This window comes from Nitratireductor aestuarii, assembly GCF_014641695.1.
In the GTDB taxonomy this organism is placed as follows: Bacteria; Pseudomonadota; Alphaproteobacteria; order Rhizobiales; family Rhizobiaceae; genus Chelativorans; species Chelativorans aestuarii.
Genome location: NZ_BMIF01000002.1, coordinates 202,533 through 221,997 on the forward strand (window position 1 = coordinate 202,533; position 19,465 = coordinate 221,997).

At 59.6% G+C, this 19,465-nt stretch carries 20 protein-coding genes; 10 read left to right on the forward strand and 10 right to left on the reverse strand.

Features of this window, described 5'->3' with window-relative positions:
• Positions 1-3 precede the first annotated feature (3 nt).
• Positions 4-1,536 (reverse strand): type II and III secretion system protein family protein, encoded by a 1,533-nt coding sequence (locus tag IEX27_RS04600; RefSeq protein WP_188719761.1) that lies wholly within the window; start codon positions 1,534-1,536, stop codon positions 4-6.
• A complete protein-coding gene (gene cpaB / locus IEX27_RS04605) occupies positions 1,536-2,345 on the reverse strand; it encodes a Flp pilus assembly protein CpaB (protein WP_188719762.1) in 810 nt (269 codons plus the stop codon). The genes IEX27_RS04600 and cpaB overlap by 1 nt, the downstream gene beginning before the upstream one ends.
• 344 nt (positions 2,346-2,689) lie before the next feature.
• Between cpaB and IEX27_RS04610 the strand changes: the two genes are divergently transcribed.
• Complete coding sequence (locus tag IEX27_RS04610; RefSeq protein WP_188719763.1) at positions 2,690-2,899, forward strand: P-loop NTPase family protein; 210 nt, start codon at positions 2,690-2,692, stop codon at positions 2,897-2,899.
• 273 nt (positions 2,900-3,172) lie between these two features.
• Here the strand turns inward: IEX27_RS04610 and rpsU are convergent, their stop codons facing one another.
• The 6 genes from rpsU to cysG all read right to left on the reverse strand — a co-directional run bounded on the left by rpsU (position 3,173) and on the right by cysG (position 8,359).
• The gene (rpsU, locus tag IEX27_RS04615) at positions 3,173-3,400 is read right to left on the reverse strand and encodes a 30S ribosomal protein S21 (protein ID WP_188719764.1); all 228 of its coding nucleotides are present in this window, start codon (positions 3,398-3,400) and stop codon (positions 3,173-3,175) included.
• Positions 3,401-3,667: 267 nt separating this feature from the next.
• A complete protein-coding gene (locus IEX27_RS04620) occupies positions 3,668-4,186 on the reverse strand; it encodes a DUF934 domain-containing protein (protein ID WP_188719765.1) in 519 nt (172 codons plus the stop codon).
• Positions 4,183-4,938, reverse strand: a complete 756-nt coding sequence (locus tag IEX27_RS04625) for a phosphoadenylyl-sulfate reductase (RefSeq protein WP_188719766.1) — start codon at positions 4,936-4,938, stop codon at positions 4,183-4,185. The genes IEX27_RS04620 and IEX27_RS04625 overlap by 4 nt, the downstream gene beginning before the upstream one ends.
• Positions 4,913-6,583, reverse strand: a complete 1,671-nt coding sequence (locus IEX27_RS04630; RefSeq protein WP_188719767.1) for a nitrite/sulfite reductase — start codon at positions 6,581-6,583, stop codon at positions 4,913-4,915. The genes IEX27_RS04625 and IEX27_RS04630 overlap by 26 nt, the downstream gene beginning before the upstream one ends.
• A gap of 13 nt (positions 6,584-6,596) precedes the next feature.
• Positions 6,597-6,908 (reverse strand): DUF2849 domain-containing protein, encoded by a 312-nt coding sequence (locus IEX27_RS04635; RefSeq protein ID WP_188719768.1) that lies wholly within the window; start codon positions 6,906-6,908, stop codon positions 6,597-6,599.
• Complete coding sequence (gene cysG, locus IEX27_RS04640; protein WP_188719769.1) at positions 6,905-8,359, reverse strand: siroheme synthase CysG; 1,455 nt, start codon at positions 8,357-8,359, stop codon at positions 6,905-6,907. Before cysG ends, IEX27_RS04635 begins: the two co-directional genes overlap by 4 nt.
• A gap of 214 nt (positions 8,360-8,573) precedes the next feature.
• Between cysG and IEX27_RS04645 the strand changes: the two genes are divergently transcribed.
• The gene (locus IEX27_RS04645) at positions 8,574-9,032 is read left to right on the forward strand and encodes a baeRF12 domain-containing protein (protein ID WP_188719770.1); all 459 of its coding nucleotides are present in this window, start codon (positions 8,574-8,576) and stop codon (positions 9,030-9,032) included.
• Positions 9,033-9,145: 113 nt separating this feature from the next.
• Here IEX27_RS04645 and IEX27_RS04650 read toward each other — a convergent pair whose 3' ends face one another.
• Positions 9,146-9,859, reverse strand: a complete 714-nt coding sequence (locus tag IEX27_RS04650) for an outer membrane protein (protein ID WP_188719771.1) — start codon at positions 9,857-9,859, stop codon at positions 9,146-9,148.
• Between the two features lie 583 nt (positions 9,860-10,442).
• Here IEX27_RS04650 and IEX27_RS04655 point away from each other — a divergent pair.
• Entirely contained in the window at positions 10,443-10,742 is a 300-nt protein-coding gene (locus IEX27_RS04655; protein ID WP_373869864.1) for a septal ring lytic transglycosylase RlpA family protein, read from the forward strand.
• A 7-nt stretch (positions 10,743-10,749) separates the two neighbouring features.
• Here IEX27_RS04655 and IEX27_RS04660 read toward each other — a convergent pair whose 3' ends face one another.
• Entirely contained in the window at positions 10,750-11,556 is an 807-nt protein-coding gene (locus IEX27_RS04660) for an undecaprenyl-diphosphate phosphatase (protein ID WP_188719773.1), read from the reverse strand.
• Positions 11,557-11,694: 138 nt separating this feature from the next.
• Here IEX27_RS04660 and IEX27_RS04665 point away from each other — a divergent pair, with 138 nt between their 5' ends.
• The 7 genes from IEX27_RS04665 to dapB all read left to right on the forward strand — a co-directional run bounded on the left by IEX27_RS04665 (position 11,695) and on the right by dapB (position 19,461).
• Positions 11,695-12,378 (forward strand): glutathione S-transferase family protein, encoded by a 684-nt coding sequence (locus IEX27_RS04665; RefSeq protein WP_188719774.1) that lies wholly within the window; start codon positions 11,695-11,697, stop codon positions 12,376-12,378.
• Positions 12,378-13,523: a tRNA epoxyqueuosine(34) reductase QueG gene (gene queG, locus IEX27_RS04670; RefSeq protein ID WP_188719775.1), complete on the forward strand. Its 1,146-nt coding sequence runs from the start codon at positions 12,378-12,380 to the stop codon at positions 13,521-13,523. Before IEX27_RS04665 ends, queG begins: the two co-directional genes overlap by 1 nt.
• Before the next feature lie 2 nt (positions 13,524-13,525).
• Complete coding sequence (locus tag IEX27_RS04675) at positions 13,526-14,398, forward strand: SDR family oxidoreductase (protein WP_244630217.1); 873 nt, start codon at positions 13,526-13,528, stop codon at positions 14,396-14,398.
• Positions 14,399-14,486: 88 nt separating this feature from the next.
• The gene (gene mepA, locus IEX27_RS04680; protein ID WP_188719777.1) at positions 14,487-15,503 is read left to right on the forward strand and encodes a penicillin-insensitive murein endopeptidase; all 1,017 of its coding nucleotides are present in this window, start codon (positions 14,487-14,489) and stop codon (positions 15,501-15,503) included.
• A 151-nt stretch (positions 15,504-15,654) separates the two neighbouring features.
• Positions 15,655-16,680 carry a glucokinase gene (locus IEX27_RS04685; RefSeq protein WP_188719778.1) on the forward strand — a complete coding sequence of 342 codons (1,026 nt, stop codon included), beginning with the start codon at positions 15,655-15,657 and terminating at the stop codon, positions 16,678-16,680.
• A 243-nt stretch (positions 16,681-16,923) separates the two neighbouring features.
• Entirely contained in the window at positions 16,924-18,648 is a 1,725-nt protein-coding gene (locus tag IEX27_RS04690; RefSeq protein WP_188720048.1) for an ABC transporter ATP-binding protein, read from the forward strand.
• Positions 18,649-19,461, forward strand: coding sequence for a 4-hydroxy-tetrahydrodipicolinate reductase (gene dapB / locus IEX27_RS04695; RefSeq protein ID WP_188719779.1), 813 nt, complete (start codon positions 18,649-18,651; stop codon positions 19,459-19,461).
• The last annotated feature ends 4 nt before the right edge of the window (positions 19,462-19,465 follow it).

Sequence of the window (19,465 nt, forward strand, 5' to 3'; positions counted from 1 at the left end):
GCCTTACTTATAGATGTAACCGACAACGCCGTGGTAGCGCGTGTCCGGCGCCTTCGCCTGCGTGTTGCCGTAGATGCGGTTGAGACGTCCAAGGAACACGCCGTTGCCGTCGTGGTCTGCGTTGAAGTTGTCGTCCGGCTTCGCCAGTTCGTTGCGCGCCACCGGCTTCGCCAGATAGGGCGTGACGATGATGACGAGCTCCGTCTCGTTGCGTATGAAGTCGCGGCTGCGGAAGAGGGCGCCCAGCACCGGGACCTTGGACAGGCCAGGGACGCCGTTGATCGCCTGGCGGACATCGTCACGAACGAGGCCGGCAATCATCATGGAGCCGCCCGAAGGAAGCTCAACTGTCGTATCGGCAAGACGCTTGCGGATCGACAGCATGTTCGCTCCAAAGGCTCTGCCGCCTCCTTCCATCTGGACAGAGCCTTCGGTGGTGGGCTCGGATACGGACGTCCTGATCTTGAGGCTGATACGTCCCGGCGAGAGGACGACCGGCTGGAACTCAAGCCCGATACCGTATTCGAGCTTCTCAACTTCGTATGTGACTTCGCCGTCCAGGTTATCGCGGCTCCGGGCGCTGCTCCTGCCTGTCACGAGGTTGAACTCGCCGCCCACCTTGAATGTGGCTTTTTCGCCGGAAACGGCCGTCAACGTCGGCTCAGCCAACGTCTTCATGACGCCTGCCTGCTCCATGGCATTGAGGTAGGATTGGAGCATCGAGCCGCCGATTGCAAGGCCGGTATTCGATAGCGGTTTTCCCAGGCCGAACGCATTGTCCGTTATAGCAGACCACTGGATGCCATCCGACGAGCCTCCTCCCGCCAGTACGTTCACGCCGAGCTGCTTCATCACGTTGCGGCTGACTTCCGCCACCGTGACCTTGAGCGTTACCTGATCCTGGCCCATCACCTGGAGCAGATTGACGATGGCGCTCTGGCGCCGTTGCTGATCCGGGTTGTTGATCGCAACGCCACCGCCATCCGTTGGTGCGGAGGCAGTCTGCGCAAATGCGCCCGTCGTCGCTTCACCGCCCGTCACGAACACCTGCGCGAGCTGGGCTGCGCGGGAGGCGTCGAGCGGCGTTTCCACGAAGCCGGTCAGCACGACGTTGTCGTTGATCAGCTCGACCTTGATCTCGGAGTTAGGAATGAAACGCTTCAGGTAGGATTCGATGCCAGCAACATCGCGTTCTACGGAGACGTCGATATTGGCGAGTTGCTCACCATTTGCACCGAAGACGAAAATGTTGGTCTCCCCTACCTTCTTGCCGAAGAGGTAGATGCGGCGGGCCGTGCGCGTGATGGCGTCTGCGATGCCGGGGTTGGCGACCAGAATGTCATAGGCGTCAGCCGGCAGGTCGATCACCAGCGATTTGTTCAGCCCGAGCTTCACCCGCTGTGAGGAACCGCGAAGGCCGATCGATGCGTCAGCCGATGCGATGGTGACGCCAGCGCTAAGCGTCGAGAACGCTGCAAGGCCAACCAGCAGAGCGGCTGTCTGCAAGCGGCGCAAGAATGTGAAACCAGCTCTCATTACCGAGCCCCTATCGTGTTCATTTCGCCGGACTTGATGATCCGGATGCCGCTGCCATTCACGCCGTTGACGAGGTGGCGGCCGTTTTTGGCGGACGGCTCCTGAACATCTGCCACCGAGCGCAGGGCCAGCGTCAGCCTGTCAGCCATGCGTTGCGCGACGGTGATGACTTCCGCCTGGTCAGGCGTCAGTTCGAGCGTTGCAGTCTTGCCGATGATGACCGGGTTGCCGTTCTCATCGTCCTGAACCGTCTGGTCGATGGCGAGAACGCGGATGTTCTGGAGAACCGTTTCGGTGATGTAACCCGATCCGGTGGCGGTATCCTCTGAGCGCCGGGTCATGATCACGTCGACGTGGTCGTTGGGCAGGATAAAGCCGCCAGCCGACGTATCAGCAGCGATCTCGATGCCTACAGCACGCATGCCGGGCGAGAGGATTGCCGACATGAAGTTCTGACCTTCCACCACCAGCCGTGGCAACCGGACAGGCTCTCCTGGATAAAGCGTATATCGGGCGATGGCATCCTTGAGCTCATCCAGAGCCTCAGGCCTGTCCTCCTGGGTGATGAAGGAGGAGTCTACGATGGATGACGGCCAGGCCTGCCACTTCAGGGCGGGCCCCACACGTTCTCCCATATTGACCTGCTGTGAAACGAGAAGCACGTCACGCGTTTCGATGCGGGGCTGCTCAGCTGGAGCGTTGGCAACAGTCTGCGCGGGCGGTGTCGAAGACATGCCCTTTGCAATGTAACCGGCTCCAATTGCAGCAACAACCGCTACGCCGAGGATGACGATGCGGGATCGGTTCATAGATCTGCCCCCTGTACGTGCCCTGCGAAGGGGGATCATGGGTCGTAAACCTCAAATTAAGGTTAACGGAACCATTCCGCTGGAAGATGATTGAGGGGCAGCCGTGAGGCCGGCGCCGGAGAAATGCCTACCGACACAATAGGGACCCAAGAAATATCCCAGGCAAATTTGGATGAACTTAGGACAAGTTGTTCGTTGGCTTAATAAAACATTTTTCGGTGAATAACTTTACGGTGTATTTACCGTAACAACTTACCGTGTGACTTATTGGACGTTTTTTGAAACTTTTTCTGTGTGTCTCACGTTGTGATGGTCCAAATCGAGTGAGAGAAAGAGAGAGTACAATGCCGACAAGCGGGCAGAAGACCGCGGAACAGGCAAAGACTGCAGGTTTGATATACAAGCAGATAAGGCGGCGGGATAATGCGCAGTTTCTGGGCCGTATGCCTGTCTTTGAAGTTCCGAGTGTAACACCCTGGCAGCTTGAAGCCCTGCTTTCCGAGCTGGACAAGGCTGAAAAAGAAACCAACTCAGGCGGCTATAGAGGGCACTGATTGCCCCATTATCGCCCTACTCCGCCGACAATCGGGCGAACCAGCAAACGTTAGAATCTTGGGAAATGTGATCGCGGAGGGGAGTTCTCCACGCGAAGGCGTCGCGCCTCAATCGTACCCGGTAGAGAACCGGATCGGATCCTCGGGCAAATTCTCATGCGCAGATGGTGCCGCCAGAAAATGGCCGGGCACGATCTTCGGCATTGATGCGGGAGTTTGCCGGTTGATGTGGGGGCGATTTACGCCCGCCGCATCGACCATACCAACAATGGCTCAGGCAGCCTTGCCGCGCTTGGTGATCAGACCTTCGCGCATAGCGTGCTTGCGAGCAAGCTTGCGTGCGCGACGGATGGCTTCACCCTTTTCACGGACGCGCTTTTCCGACGGCTTTTCGAAAGAACGGCGTGCCTTCATTTCACGAAAGACGCCTTCACGCTGCAGCTTGCGCTTCAGAACACGGAGAGCTTGATCGACATTGTTGTCTCGGACCAGAACCTGCAATGTTTACCTTCTTTCAGTTGGAGTAACAAAAAGATCGCGAGCGCCAGAAAGCCGGCGCGATAGGCGATGGTTGCCAGCGACCTTGAGGAAAGTTGCGCGACTATAGCAGGGTCGCCAATAAATGCACCCCAGTCGCCAAAATAAATATAGGTCCGGAATAGACTTATTCCAGACGCATGCGAAATTTCGGAGCGAGGGCTGTAGGCCGGAGGCTCAGGAATATCGTTTCAAGCGGCTGATTTTACTCAGCCACTTTGGAAGAAGTCATCAAGAGGCCACGCGGCGCCACGCATATCTTTCAGGACCAGCCGGCTTGGTCGATGGCTGGTAGTGAAACGGTATGCCGCCCGTATTTCCAGCTTCCAGACGCGCGATGGCGACCGAATTGCGCACTTCCAGCTCTGAAAATCCGCAGCGAAGCATATGGGAAATCTGATCGGTCAAGACATCGCCGGTTGCCCGCAATGCACCCGTGTAGCCATGGCGGGTGCGCAGCAAAGCCGCCTTTGAATAGCTGCGGCCATCGTTATAGGCCGGGAACGCAAGAGCGATCAGCCGCAAGCTGCCAAGGAACGGCAGGATCTGGTCGAGCGGTTCGCCGGGCAAGGTCTCCACGCCGATGCGCGACAGGGCACTCTCACGGACATCTTCCGGCAAAGCAACAAAGTCCGTCAGCGACAGGATGAGCGGCGTGTTCGAGTTCAGCACGTCTTCCGCCGTGCCGCGTTGCCATTCATCTTCCCGGAAACCTTCAGCCGTCCAGAGTCTGGGTTGTTCGACATTCATGAGTTCACCGTGGCTCGGGTTGGAGGGAGTGCATTCTCCAGTCCTGTCAGGTGAATGCCGCATTCTGTCTTGGCTGCACCGGCCCAACGTCCGCTGCGGGAGTCTTCGCCAGGCTTCACCGGCTGCGTGCAGGGGAAGCAGCCGATGGAGTAATATCCGAAGGCAACCAGCGGGTTCTCCCGCAGATTGTGCCTGCGCATGTAGTCCGCCTGATCCGACGTGGTCCAGGTGGCAAGCGGGTTGATGCGGATGCGTCCGCTCACCGCTTCAAATACCGGCATTGCAGCGCGGGTCTGTGCCTGATGTCGCTTCCTGCCCGTGAACCAGGCCGCATAGGGCTCCACAGCGCGTGCCATCGGCTCCACCTTGCGGATCGAGCAGCAGAGATCGGGATCGGTCTTGTGAAGGACCTTGTCTGGATCGCTTTCAGCCGTCAGCGTCGCCAGCGGTTCGATATTGACGATGTTGGTGAGACCCAAATCCGCTGAAAGCTGATCGCGATACTCGAAGGTCTCGCCGAAGTGCTGGCCCGTATCGAGGAACAGGATCGGGAGGGTAGCGTCAATGTTGGCGATCAGGTGCAGCAGAACGGCCGAATCCGCGCCAAAGGACGAGATGGCGGCGATGCCGCCATTCTCGCGGAAGAGATCGATGGCGACCTGAATGATTGTCTGCGCATCGCTGTCGGCGTAACGTGCATCCAGTTCGGAAGCCAGCTGAGCGGTGTCACGCAACCTTGGCATCGCTCCCATAGAGCGCCTCCTTGAATGGCGCCAGTCCCAGCCGCTGATAGGCGGACAGGAACGATTCATGGCGGTCCTGCCGGTGGGCGAGATAGGTCTTCACGATAGTGTCGACCGCATCAACGATTTCATCTTCGGCGAAGCCGCGGCCGATGATATCGCCCAGCGCTGCGTTCTCGTCACCACTACCGCCAAGGGTGACCTGGTAGAGTTCCGCGCCCTTCTTTTCGACACCGAGAATGCCGATGTGGCCCACATGGTGGTGTCCGCAGGCGTTGATGCAGCCGGAAATTTTGATCTTGAGATCGCCGATATCCTCCTGGACCGCCTGATCGGCAAAGCGCTCAGCTATTCCTTGTGCGATCGGGATCGAGCGGGCGTTGGCGAGGGCGCAATAGTCGAGCCCCGGGCAGGCGATCATGTCGCTGATCAATCCGGCGTTTGCGGTGGCGAGGTCGGCTGCCTTCAGGCGGTCATAGACCTGCTTCAGATCGGCGCGTGCGACGTGTGGCAGGATCAGGTTCTGCTCATGGCTGACGCGGATTTCCGAAAAGGCAAATTCATCGGCCAGATCCGCCACGACGTCCATCTGTTCGGCGGACATGTCACCTGGAACCTCGCCGATGCCCTTCAGCGAAATGGTGACAGAAGCATAGTCCGGGTTCTTGTGCGTTTGCAGGTTCCTCCGCGCCCAGGCGGCAAAGCCTGCATCTTCTGCGATCGCGCGCGCGATCACGGCATCGCCTTCGGGACGATGCGGCAAAACGGGCGGCGCAAAGTAGGTTTCGATGGCGCGAATGTCGCTCTCCGGAAGCTTCAGTTCGCTTTCCTTGAGGTGCGCAAACTCCTTCTCGACGAGCGCCGTGAGTTCCGCGGTGCCGGTCTCATGGACCAGGATCTTGATGCGCGCCTTATACTTGTTGTCGCGACGGCCTTCGAGATTGTAGACGCGCAGGATCGCCGTCACGTAGGCGAGCAGGTCCTGCTCGGGGAGGAAGTCGCGGATCTTCTTGGCAACGAATGGCGTGCGTCCAAGACCGCCGCCCACATAGACGGTGAAGCCCAGATTGCCTTCCGCGTCTTTCTTCAGGTGGAGGCCGATGTCATGGACCTGCACTGCCGCGCGATCGCGCTCGGCACCCGTCACAGCAATCTTGAACTTGCGCGGCAGGTAGGAAAACTCTGGATGGAGCGAAGACCACTGGCGCAGGATCTCCGCGTAGGGACGCGGATCTGCCATCTCGTCGGCGGCAGCACCGGCGAAGTGATCAGCCGTAACGTTGCGAATGCAGTTGCCGCTCGTCTGGATGCAGTGCATCTCGACGGACGCCAGCTTATCCAGGATATCCGGGACATCCTTGAGGGCAGGCCAGTGGAACTGCAGGTTCTGGCGCGTCGTGAAGTGGCCGTAGCCCTTGTCGTAGTCGCGCGCGATCACCGCCAGCATGCGCAGCTGCGTCGAAGACAGCGTGCCATAGGGAATGGCTATGCGCAGCATGTAGGAGTGAAGCTGCAGGTAGACGCCATTCATCAGGCGCAGCGGCTTGAACTGATCTTCCGTAAGTTCACCGCTCAGGCGGCGGGCGACCTGATCGCGGAACTGATCCACGCGAGCCTTCACTACGGCATAGTCGAACTCATCGTAACGGTACATTTGGCGGCAGCTTTCAGGTCAGGTGCACGACGGCATTCCGTGCCGCCTGTTTGCCGAGATTGGGGTGAATGGAAGGGCCTGCCGCACGGATGCGTTCACGCAAGCGCCGGGGAATGACCTCACCGTCGATGAGGTCCACATCGATCAGTTCCGGGTCGACGATCAGGTTGTTGCCGAACGCGTCGCGGGCGGTCGCCAGCAACTGCTCTTCGCCCGTCGCATCGCGAACGACATCCGCATCGCGGATGTCTTCAACCCAGTTGCCGTTCGGACCAAGCCAAACCGCAATTCCATCGATCAGCCGGTTGGCTGCAAGTATCTTCATTGTGCAGCCTCTTGCTGAATGACGGCGTTGAGCGCGGTGTGCCTGCGACTGGCAAGCGGTTCGGATCCTTCAAAATCCGCACCGGCGACGGCATCGCCGATGATGGTGAGCACGGGGCCCGTCAGGTCATCGAACTCGCTCAAGACGGCGAGGTCCGCGAGTGTGCCGTGCATCAGGCGGCTGTTGGGCAGGCTCGCGTTCTCCACCACTGCAACGGCGGTATCCGGAGAAAGCCCGGCTTCCGCGAGCCGCGACGACACTTCCGCAGCCGTCGACTTGCCCATGTACACGGCAACCGTCGCACCATCGATCGCAAGGCGAGCCCAGTCGGGCAGGGAGTTGCCCTTCAGGTCATGGCCCGTGGTAAAGACCATCGACGAGGCGACGCCGCGAAGCGTCAGCGGAAGCGAGAAGTCTGCGGCAGCTGCGCAGGCAGCTGTGATGCCTGGGACGATCTCATGCGAGATACCCGCGTCACGCAGCGCAGCCAATTCCTCACCCGCGCGACCGAATACCAGTGGATCACCGCACTTCAGGCGAACGACGCGCTTGCCGGACTGGGCGAGTTCCACGAGGAGATCGTTGATCTCGTCCTGCGTCTTCGAATGGCAGCCCTTGCGCTTACCGGCGGCGACGCGCTCGGCATCGCGGCGACCCATGGACACAACGGTTTCCGGAACCAGCGCGTCGTGGACGATAACGTCTGCTTCCATCATCAGGCGCTGGGCGCGCAGCGTCAGCAGGTCTTCGGCACCCGGACCGGCGCCAACGAGCGCAACATGGCCTTGCGGTTCCGCCTGCTGTGCGCGTATCAGGTTTTCGATCTCAAGAGCTGCATCCGGCAGGCTGTTCTGCTCGACCAAACGCGCAACCTTGCCGCCGAAGAAGGAGGACCAGAAGCGGCGGCGCTGCGCACCGCGGGGCACCCGAAGCTCCACGGCTTCACGATAGTAAGCGGCGAGGCTTGCAAGCTTGCCGAGTGATGGGGGCAGCATCTGGTCGACGCGGGCGCGGATCTGCTGGGCCAGCACCGGCCCGGCACCCTCGGTGCCGATTGCAACGGCAACAGGCGCGCGGTTCACCAAAGCAGGCGTGTAGAAGTCGCAGAGTTCGGGGCGGTCAACAACGTTGACAAGGATGTTCAGGGCGCGCGCGTCTTCGGCTACTTGCCGGTCAGCCGTTTCCGAGCCGGTCGCGGCGAAGACGAGAGCTGAACCTGCCAACAGTTCGCGGTGGTAAGGCACGTGCAGGAACTCGATGTTCTTGTCATTGCCCCAACGCTCGAAGTCAGAATCGATGTGCTCGGAGATGACGCGGAGCTGCGCAGACGACTGCGCGAGCAGGCGAGCCTTGGCATAGGCCTCCTCTCCGCCTCCTATGATCGTAGCGCGCTTCCCGTCCGTCTTGATGAAGATTGGAAAAGCGCTCAAGGTCGCATTTATGTCAGACATGACGGTGCTCCTGATGCTGCCCGAAGTCTGACTTGGATCGCCCGGTTTCTGAAGAAACCGCGTGGCGCGGCTTGAAAGCAGGCGCAATTGTTTTTCCGCTGAACAGGCACTTGAGGAGAATTTCGTTCGTGGAGGGGAAGGTTCTTCGTTGGAACACGGGCTTGGCCCAGACGTTGAAGAGGCAAAATCACAACGCAAACCCAGGGAGAGCAGCATGGCAGCTACGCGGCTTGAACACGGCATATGGATCTTGGTCGCCGACGGAGAAAAGGCACTGTTCCTGCGGAACGAGGGGGATGTGAAATATCCGAATTTCGAGGTTGTCCGGGAGATGAAGGAAGAGAACCTGCCAACGCGAGAGCAGGGTACGGACCAGCCCGGACGCTTCTTCGATGCCGGTACACCGAACAAGAGCGGCTATGAAGAGACGGATTGGCAGCGCATCGGCAAGGAACGTTTTGCGGAAAAGGTGGCCGAGCGGCTCTACAAGTCCGCGCACAGGGGTGAATTCGAGAAGCTGATCATCGTGGCCCCTCCCGTCGTCCTGGGCACATTGCGCAAGGCAATGCACAAGGAGGTTGCGCAGCGGGTTGTCGAGGAACTGCCCAAGACGCTCACCAATCACACGACTTGGGATATGGAAGCGCTGCTCAAGAAGAGCGTTGAGCAATAGATAGGTATCGATACGCACATGAAGGCGGGCCAATTCAGTCCGCCTTCATGTGTTTGAATGCTCGCTTTAACTATTTGTTGTTCCCGCGGTCCGGGACGGAAAGCCGAAACGCTCTAGAACTTGTAGGCCACACCCGCACGAATGGTATGAGCCTTCATCCGCAGGCGGACATAATCAGTCTCATCCGAGAAGGTTCGCTTGCCAAAGTCCATGTACTGGTACTCGAGCTTGGCAATGGTGTTGTTGTTGATCGCATAATCTATGCCCGCACCCAAAGTATAACCGGTGTCGGGACGTGATGCGCTCCATTCCGCCCCTGCACTGGTCTTCGTGGTGGCCTTGAAGCCGCCAAAGGCCAATCCACCTGTGAGGTACGGGAGCAGATGGCCCATATCCTGACCCAGGACATTGTTGATGGCGTAACCGGCCCGCAGTCGCGTTGACCCTAGCCATGTGGGGGTGAATTCGCCTGTAGTTCCGGCCACATTCGTACTCTTGCCTTTTATCGAGGCGTATTGAACGTCACCTTCAAAACCGAAGTAGAGGTTTCGGGCCTGGCGTCCAAAGCCGGCATAGACGCCGCCAAATGCTCCTTCGCCCTGCTTGATGTTGAACAGGTCTGTGGCGGTCGTGGCGGTTGCATATTCTTGCTTGACCTTGCTTTTGCCGTAGCCGAGGTCGATGCCGATATAGCGGCCCGACCAGGAAAAGGGTGCTTCCGGAAGGGCAACCATAGGAGGAACCGGATCTGGATCGAAAATGATGTCGGCGGCAAAACTCGGAGCACTAACTAGGGCAAGAAAAGAAAGGGAAAGTATGGCTCGCATTGTTGCCTCTCAGGAATCAATTATTTGATGAATTACTAAATTTAACTTTGTCAAGATTTAGGCATGGAAGATTTAATCAAGTATTGATGCTACGATAACTGGAGTATTCAATTTATCGTCCTAGAGGTACTATGTAGAATGATGATGTGCCAATGCCTGCGCGGGTATGCCGCACGCAAAAATGCAAGGCTGAAATGCGTTCAGGCTCTTTAAAACCGGCAATTATCACATTATGTAGCGGCCAAGTTCTCGCGGCGGTCCTCCTCCTCCTCCTGACCCCGCGGGCCTGGTCAGCGCTCCTCCCTCCTCCCGAGAGCTGACCAACTTAAGAAGCGCTCGTCGAATCCTCCTCCCTCGACGAGCGCTTTTTTGCGTCTGTGGGACAGTTTGCCCCAAGGAACTTTTCTTAAGCTGCTGTAACAACTCTTGTTTGCGGAGTTGAGCTACTTCTTCCCCTGGTTGTCCATCCCTCGCCGTATTTAGCGGGTCTAAGCTCCAACTACACAAACTGTGGAGTTGGTTAATGAAGAGAATTTTTCCGCCGGGGCGCGTCAGCCTTTTCGCGGCCACCGCCGTACTTCTCATGGCATCATCAACAGCTTACGCGCAGTGCGGTCGAGCATCCTGGTACGCTCTCACGTCCAAGACCGCTTCAGGGGAAAGAATGAACCCCTCGGGAATGACAGCCGCGCATCGCAGCCTCCCTTTCGGAACCAAGCTCAAAGTCTCAAATCCAACCAATGGACGCAGCGTCGTCGTAAGGATCAATGATCGCGGCCCGTTTATTCGCGGCCGGATCCTGGATCTTTCCAAGGGCGCTGCTTCGAAGCTTGGCTTCATTCGCGCAGGGCACACCAATGTGTGCCTGGAGAAAATCGGTTAGCTTCCGCTTATCCAAAAAGAAGCAAGCCGGCAAAACCGGCGAGACCGACCACGATCCGCCACCAGCCGAAGAACGCGTAGCCGCGCTTCGACACGTAGTTCAGGAGCGAGCGGACGACCAACAATGCGGCCACGAAGGCTGCAATGAAGCCTACGCCAATGATCTGAAGATCGGCGGCCGTCAGGATGTCGTAGTTCTTGTAGAGGTCGTAGGCGAACGCGCCGGCCATCGTGGGCATGGCCAGGAAAAACGAAAACTCGGCCGCGGACCGCTTGTCTGCGCCGAGAAGCAGTGCGCCGACGATCGTGGAGCCGGAACGCGATGTGCCGGGGATCATGGCGAGGCACTGGAACAGGCCGATTTTCAGGTACATGGAGAGCGGATAGCGGGTCGCGTCGAAATAGCGGGGCCTGGTTGCCCAGCGGTCCACCCAGAGCAGCACGAAGCCGCCGAGAACGAGGGTCGTGCAGATCAGTATCGGCGTTTCAAACAGAACTGTCTTGATGATCTTATACGCCAGAACGCCAATGACTGCCGCAGGCAGGAAGGCGAGCAGAACGCCAAACACGAATCGCCTTGTCGCCGGGTCACGCGGCAAATCGATCAGGATCTGCCAGAGGCGGGCGGCATAAACGCTCAAAATTGCGAGGATTGCGCCCAGCTGTATAAGGATTTCGAAGGCTTTGCCTGTAGACTCAAAGCCCAGGAAATGTCCCGCGAGCAGTATGTGGCCGGTCGAGGAGACAGGGATGAACTCAGTGAGGCCTTCAAGAATGCCCAAAAGCAGTGCTTCGACAATGGTCGTATCGCCCACGATAACTCCTCAGCTGCGTCGCTTGTCACATCAGAAAATCGCCCATATAGCTCAACCGGGGAGCCTGTGAATCGGGCTGTGGGAGGAATACTGTTCCAGTGGCCGATTGGCCAGTAACTTCATTCAATGAGCCCTCGCATGCTGACGCTCTTTCATCATCCCCTATATGCTTCGTGCCGTTTTGTTCGCATTGCTCTTGGCGAGTACGGCGAGGAAGTGTCTCTTATAGAGGAGCGCCCCTGGACTCGCCGGAAGGAGTTCCTGGCACTTAACCCGGCTGGGAATATCCCGGTTCTGCTGGCCGAAGGGGATCATCCTTTGGTCGGTGCCTCAACAATTGCCGAATATCTCGACGAGACGCGCGGTGTGTTCCAGCGCGAACGGCGGCTGATGGCGGAAGATCCGTTTGCGCGCGCCGAGATTCGCCGGCTGATGGATTGGTATCTCGTGAAAACCGAGGCCGAAGTGACGAAGCACCTCGTTCATGAGCGCGCGCTGAAGCCGCTGATGGGCGGTGAAGGCGCTCCGGACTCGGGTGCTATTCGCGCGGCGCGCGCCAATGTGCGGCAGCATCTGAAATACACGAACTGGCTGGCGGCAACGCGCGACTGGCTTGCAGGTCCGAAGCTTTCCTATGCCGACGTGGCTGCAGCGGCGACATTCTCCATTCTCGACTATATGGGCGAGATCGACTGGCGCGAATTTGAAGCAGCGCGCGACTGGTATAGCCGCATGAAGTCGCGTCCGTCGTTCCGCCCGCTGCTGGCCGAGCGTGTTCGCGGACTTGCTCCGGCGTCCCACTATGCGGATATCGACTTCTAATGAGTATCGTTCGCGCCCAGCCACAAGATCGGCTGCGCGCTTTCATCGAGCGCGAAGCCCACGCTGTCGGCTTCGACGCAGTGGGCTTTACGACGCCGGATGCCGTTCCGCATACAGCGGGGCGACTTGCCGAATTCGTAGCGCTAGGCCGGCACGGCACCATGGAGTGGATGGCCGAGACTGCAGAGCGACGCGGCACACCTAAGGGGCTGTGGCCCGAAGTGCGCTCCATCATCATGCTCGGCATGAATTATGGTCCGGACCGGGATCCGCTCGAGTTGCTGGAGCAGAAGGACAGGGCGGCCATCTCCGTCTATGCGCGGCACCGCGACTACCACGACATCATCAAGGGGAAGCTGAAGCAGGTCGCAAGCAAGATCGCGTCGCGCGCAGGCGCCGACGTGAAGGTGTTTGTCGATACCGCCCCTGTGATGGAAAAGCCGCTCGCCGCCGCTGCTGGTCTCGGCTGGCAGGGGAAGCACACCAATCTCGTCAGCCGCGAGTTCGGCTCATGGCTCTTCCTCGGCGCGATCTTTACGACGGCGGAGCTTGATCCTGACCTTCCCGTGCGGGATTATTGCGGCTCGTGCCGCGCTTGCCAGGACATCTGCCCGACGAACGCCTTTCCGGCGCCCTATCAGATCGACGCGCGACGGTGCATTTCCTATCTTACCATCGAGCACAAGGGACCGATCGACCACGAGCTCAGGCCGCTAATGGGCAACCGCATCTATGGTTGCGACGATTGCCTCGCCATCTGTCCGTGGAACAAGTTCGCTCAGGCCACGGCGGAGATGAAGCTGAAGGCCCGAGATAATCTTCAGGCTCCGGAGCTTTCGGAATTCCTGACGTTTGATGATCCAACCTTCCGGACGTTCTTTTCGGCGTCTCCGGTTAAGCGTATCGGCAGGGACCGGTTCGTGCGCAATGTGCTGATTGCGGTGGGAAATTCCGGGATGCGGAGCTTCATTCCCGCCTGTCGGGAGCTTGTACATGATGAGTCGCCCATCGTGCGCGGCATGGCCGTCTGGGCTTTGTCACGGCTGATGGATGATGGAGAGTTTGCGACACTGGCGCATGAACTGAGGGGCGGCGAGGCTGATCCTGAGGTTCAGGACGAATGGGCCCAAGGGTTGGAGAAATGAGCTTGGAGCAGATGCGCGTTCTGGTTTTCGGGGCAGGATTTTCGGGACGTGCCATTGCGCGGGTTCTGGCCAACAAGGGTGCGCGGGTTACCGGCACCAATCGCACGGCTGAAAAAGCCACTTTGCTTCAGGACGATGGCGTCACGCCGGCGGTCTATAACGGTGAGATCACACCAGCGCTTTCCGCCGAGCTACAGGAGATCGCCCATCTTATTGTATCGATCGCGCCGAACGAGGCGGGAGATCCGGTGCCGAACGACCTCAGGGGCGCGGGGCTGCCAAAGCTTCAAAGCGTCATCTATCTCTCGACCGTCGGCGTCTATGGCGACCACGATGGCGCCTGGGTGGATGAGACCACGGAATGCCGGCCCACGTCTCGTCGTTCACACCAACGACTTCTTGCGGAACGGGAGTGGCAGCGTTTCGCGGATGAGGCGGGCGTGGGGCTCACCATCCTGCGGCTCTCGGGCATCTACGGACCCGGCCGCAATGCGTTCGTGAACCTGCAGAATGGTACGGCCAAGCGTATCGTGAAGCCGGGGCAGGTGTTTAACCGCATTCATGTGGAGGATATCGCCGGAGCCACGGCGCATCTCATTGAAAACGGTCAGTCCGGCATTTTCAACGTTTCCGACAACGAGCCTGCTCCACCGCAGGACGTGGTGGAGTTCGCCGCATCCCTGATGGGAGTGGAGCCGCCGCCGGAAGTTCTCTTCGACGAGGCGCAGATGACGCCGATGGCCCGATCGTTCTATGGCGAATGCAAGCGCGTATCCAACGCAAAGCTCATTGGAACGGGGTACCGGATGCTTTTTCCGACCTATCGTGAGGCCATGGACAGCATGTGGCACGACAACCTTTGGGGAAGGTCTTAACAGCGCCTTAACCATAGGGAAACGTCTGGTGGATATGCTCCTCAAGTCAAAGTTCTGCTATCGTGTCGGTCAGCGAGAGAGGGATTCAATGCGGCAGTTTGTGAATCGTCTGATTTGTGCGACTCTCACCTTGGCCTCGGTGTTGGTAGCGGAAGCCTCCGCTGAACCGCTGGCGCGCGACCTGTTTGCTGCGCATCGCCTTCCTGCCGTTGCCCAGCCTTCTTCCTATGGGTTCTATTCAAAAGGCTGCTTTGCCGGCGGCATTGCCATCGCGCCAGACGGTCCGACCTGGCAGGTGATGCGCTTGAGCCGGAACCGGCGCTGGGGTCATCCGGACATGATCAGGCTTCTGGAGCAGTTCTCGCGCGATGCGGCGCGGGATGGTTGGCGTGGGTTGCTGATCGGCGACATCTCGCAGCCGCGCGGAGGACCGATGCTGACGGGCCACGCTTCTCATCAGATTGGCCTCGATGCCGACATCTGGTTCTCGCCCATGCCGGCGCAGCGGATGACAGTGGAGCAGCGCGAGCGCGACGGATCACCTTCCATGCTGCGCAAGAACTCGCTCTATGTTGACGACGCTCGCTGGACGCGGGCCCATGAAGCGGTTCTTCGACGGGCGGCGAGCTATCCGCAGATCGAGCGCATCCTGGTGCATCCCGGCATCAAGAAGAAGCTCTGCGATACGGTCCAGGGTGACCGGAGCTGGCTTCGCAAGGTGCGTCCCTACTGGGGCCATGACTCGCACTTCCATGTCCGTATGAGCTGCCCGCCCGGTTCGGCCGGCTGCAAGCGTCAGGACCCTGTTCCGCGCAGCGACGGTTGCGACAAGTCGCTCGCCTGGTGGTTCACGGAAGAGCCGTGGCGACCGGCGACCGGCCCGGCCAAGCCCAAGGCCCGGGATGTCATGACCATGGCGGCGCTTCCCGCCCAGTGCCAGGCAGTGCTTGCGGCGCCAGCGCCAGCGTCGGAAGTGGCGGTGACCTACACCGGACCAGGCGAAATAATGCAGCAGCCGGTGGCAGCACGCGCAGGCGCTGCCTACCCGGTAATGTCGCTGCAGCCCCAGAACGTTCCGCTGCCGACGCCGCGACCTTCGCGCTAGGCCCATTGCCTTGATGCGTCCGGACTGGAACCGGACGCATTGGCATGAGTTAAGTTATTGTTTTGGCGAATTTTCATCTTCTGAATGTTTCATTCAGCGGTCCAGTGCGTTAAACCGCTCAAGTACCGGCAAACGTTGAGGCTCTGAGCATATGGTGTCTGTGTCTGATCAAAGTGTCGTGCTGGAATATCCGATCCTGATCGGCGACATCGGCGGCACGAACGCGCGGTTTGCCATCATCGTGGATGCCTATGCGGATACGCGCGAATTTCCGACCATCCAGACTGCTGATTTCGCCACGATCGATGAGGCGATCCAGAGCGTTCTCGACCAGACGAACATCATTCCAAGGTCTGCCCTGCTGGCCGTTGCGGCGGTGATCGAGGGCGACGAGATCGAAATGACCAACAACAAGTGGGTCGTTCGTCCGCGCGAGATGATGGAAAACCTGAACATCGCCGACATCATCGTGCTCAACGATTTTGAGGCGCAGGCTCTGGCCGTGGTGGCGCTCGGCGAGGAAAATCTGGAGCGGATCGGTGGTGGCGTTGCCGCGACGACCGGTAGCCGCGTCGTGCTTGGACCCGGCACGGGCCTTGGTGTTTCTGCTCTGCTGCACTCGCGACGCGCGTGGATTCCTGTTCCCGGCGAAGGCGGTCACATTGATCTTGGACCGCGCAATGATCGGGAGATCGAGGTCTTCAGGCATGTCGAGAAGATCGAGGGCCGCATTTCGGCGGAGCAGATCCTATGCGGCCGCGGCATCGTGAATCTCTATCGCGCCGTGGCCATGGCAGATGGCAAGACGCCTGCGTTCACGCAGCCGGAAGAAATCACGCAGGCTGGTCTCGATCGCTCCGATGAGACGGCAGCCGAGACGCTGGACATGTTCGTGACGTTCCTCGGGCGCGTTGCGGGTGATCTTGCGCTCATCTTCATGAGCCATGGCGGTGTCTATCTTGCGGGCGGGATCGCACAGCGCATCCTGCCTGCGCTCACGGACGGGCGGTTGCGCGCAGCCTTTGAAGACAAGGCGCCGCACAGCCACGTAATGCGTGAACTACCGATCTTCGTGATCACCCACCCCCGTGCGGCGCTTGCCGGTCTAGCGGCCTTTGCCCGTACTCCTGCCAGATTTGGCGTGAATACCACTGGTCGACGCTGGAAACACGTGTAGTAACTGCATTGCGGTTGGCCGCATCAGACGTTAAGGCAATCTCATGTTGGCCGGGGCATTCGCTCCGGCTCTGTTTCATCGCAATCCCATCGGGATCCACGCATTCCTGGAATTGTGCAGTTCGAGGACACTGGACTGTTGCCTGGCAAGAAGAAGCACGAGAGAGCCGGTTCGGATGAGGTCATCGCGGTTATCCGCCGCGTGATCAATGAGAACGGACGCGAGTTCGTTCCTCATTATACGATGGCGGCGATCTGCATGCTTGCCATTGCAGCAACCACATCCTTTACCGCATGGATCATGCGGTCGATCGTCGATGACGTCTTCGTGCAGCAGCAGTGGAGCCTGCTTGCCTGGATCTGTGGTGCGGTGCTCGTGGCGTTCATGGTGCGCGGATTTGCGACCTACGGGCAGTCCGTGCTGCTCGCCAAGGTCGGCAACAATATCGTTGCCCGCTATCAGCGCCGGCTGTTCGACCACCTGATGCAGCTGGATCTCGCGTTCTTCTCCAGCGCACGTTCGGGGCAGCTTGCCGCTCAGATCTCGCAGAACGTTACAGGCATCCGCGATCTCCTGAACCTGACCATTACTGCCGCAGTCCGCGATTTCGTGTCGCTGGTCGGCCTGGTCGGTGTGATGGTCTACATGGATCCGGTGCTGTCGCTCGCCGCATTCATCATCGGCCCGCCGCTGATCTTTTCGGTCAACTACCTGATGCGCAAGCTCAGGACCGTCACCCGTGAATCGGTGGAGATCAATTCGCACCTGCTGGGCGCGATGCAGGAGGCGGTGCAAGGCGTTGCCGTGGTGAAGGCTTTCACCATGGAAAATGTGCTTGCGAGCAAGATGACCGGACTGATCGACTATGCCGAAAACCGGTCCAACAAGATCGCACGCGTTTCGGAGCGGTTGGGGCCCATCACCGAGTTTCTCGCGGGTGCTGCCATTGCTTCGGTGCTTGCCTATGCGGGCTGGCGCGCTTCTACCGCCGGAGAGCCGCCCGGTTCGGTCTTCGCTTTCATTACGGCTCTGCTTCTTGCCTATGATCCGGTGCGCAGGCTTGCCCGCGTGCAGGTGAACATCGAGCGCGCGCTCGTCAATGCGCGCATGATCTACGAGATCCTCGATACGGAACCGCACCAGAAGGACCGGCCGGGGGCGACTTCTCTGAAGGTTTCTCGCGGTGAGATCGATTTCGATGATGTCCGCTTCTCCTATGCAGAGAACAGCCCGGTGCTGCGCGGCGTGAGCTTCCGCGCTCAAGCAGGGAAGACGACCGCGATCGTAGGTCCTTCGGGTGCCGGCAAGTCGACGCTCTTCTCGCTGCTCCTGCGCTTCTACGATCCGGACGGCGGCAAGATCACCATCGACGGTGAGGACATTACGGGCGTGACGAAGGAGTCGCTTCGGCATTCGGTCGCCTATGTCTCGCAGCATCCGTATCTGTTCGAGGGCAGCATCCGGGACAACATCCGCTACGGACGGCCGGATGCGACGGACGCGGAGGTCGAGGCAGCAGCGCGGCTCGCCAATGCCGAAGAGTTCATCCTGCAGCAGCCGGAAGGCTATGATACGCTGGTCGGCGAGAACGGTGCCACACTTTCGGGCGGCCAGCGGCAGCGTATCTCGATTGCCCGCGCGATTGTCCGCAACGCGCCAATCCTGCTGCTCGATGAGGCTACTTCCGCGCTCGACAATGAGTCGGAAGCCAAGGTGCAGCAGGCGCTCGACCGCGTGATGGACAAGCGTACGACGCTGGTGATTGCCCACCGGCTATCAACCGTCGTCAATGCCGACCATATTGTGGTGCTTGAGGACGGCCATCTGGTGGAAGAAGGCACGCATGATAGCCTTGCCCACAAACCCGATGGGCTTTACGCACGGTTTTATCGTATGCAAACGGAAAAGGCTCAAAGCCTGCTGGACGGCGGCGAGCAGGAAGAAAGCACTCCCAAGGAGGAATTCTAGATGGCTGATATGGGCCTTGTCGTGGTGGGCGCTGGCGGCCGCATGGGCCAGACCCTCATCCGCGTCATCCATGAGATGGAAGGTGTTGTCCTTGCCGGTGCTGTCGAGCGGCAGGGTTCACCCGCGCTAGGCCGCGATGCCGGTGAACTTGCTGGCGTTGGCTCGCTTGGGGTGACGATCACCGACGATCCGCTGGCTGCCTTTTCAAAGGCCGACGGTGTGCTGGATTTTACCGCCCCCGCCGCTTCCGTTGAATTTGCTGGCTATGCCGCGCAGGCGCGGATTGCGCATGTCATCGGCACGACCGGCTTTTCGGCAGACGATGAGGCAAAGATCAGTGCAGCCGCGCGTCATGCGACGATCGTCAAATCGGGCAACATGAGCCTCGGCGTCAACCTGCTTGCAACTTTGGTGAAGCAGGCGGCGAAGGCTCTGGGTGCCGCCGACTTCGATATCGAAGTGCTGGAAATGCACCATCGCCACAAGGTCGATGCACCCTCGGGCACCGCGTTGCTGCTCGGCCAGGCTGCCGCTGAGGGGCGCGGCATCAGCCTCGAGGACAACAGTGTGCGCGTCCGCGACGGGCATACGGGAGCACGCGAGGCGGGTACGATTGGCTTTGCGACGCTGCGCGGCGGTTCTGTCGTCGGCGAACACTCGGTCATTCTAGCGGGCGCTGGCGAACGCATCGTCCTGTCGCATAATGCCGAGGACCGCTCCATCTTCGCCCGTGGTGCGGTGAAGGCCGCACTCTGGGCTCGGGACAAAAAGCCCGGTGTCTACTCCATGCTCGACGTGCTCGGGCTCAACTGAAACC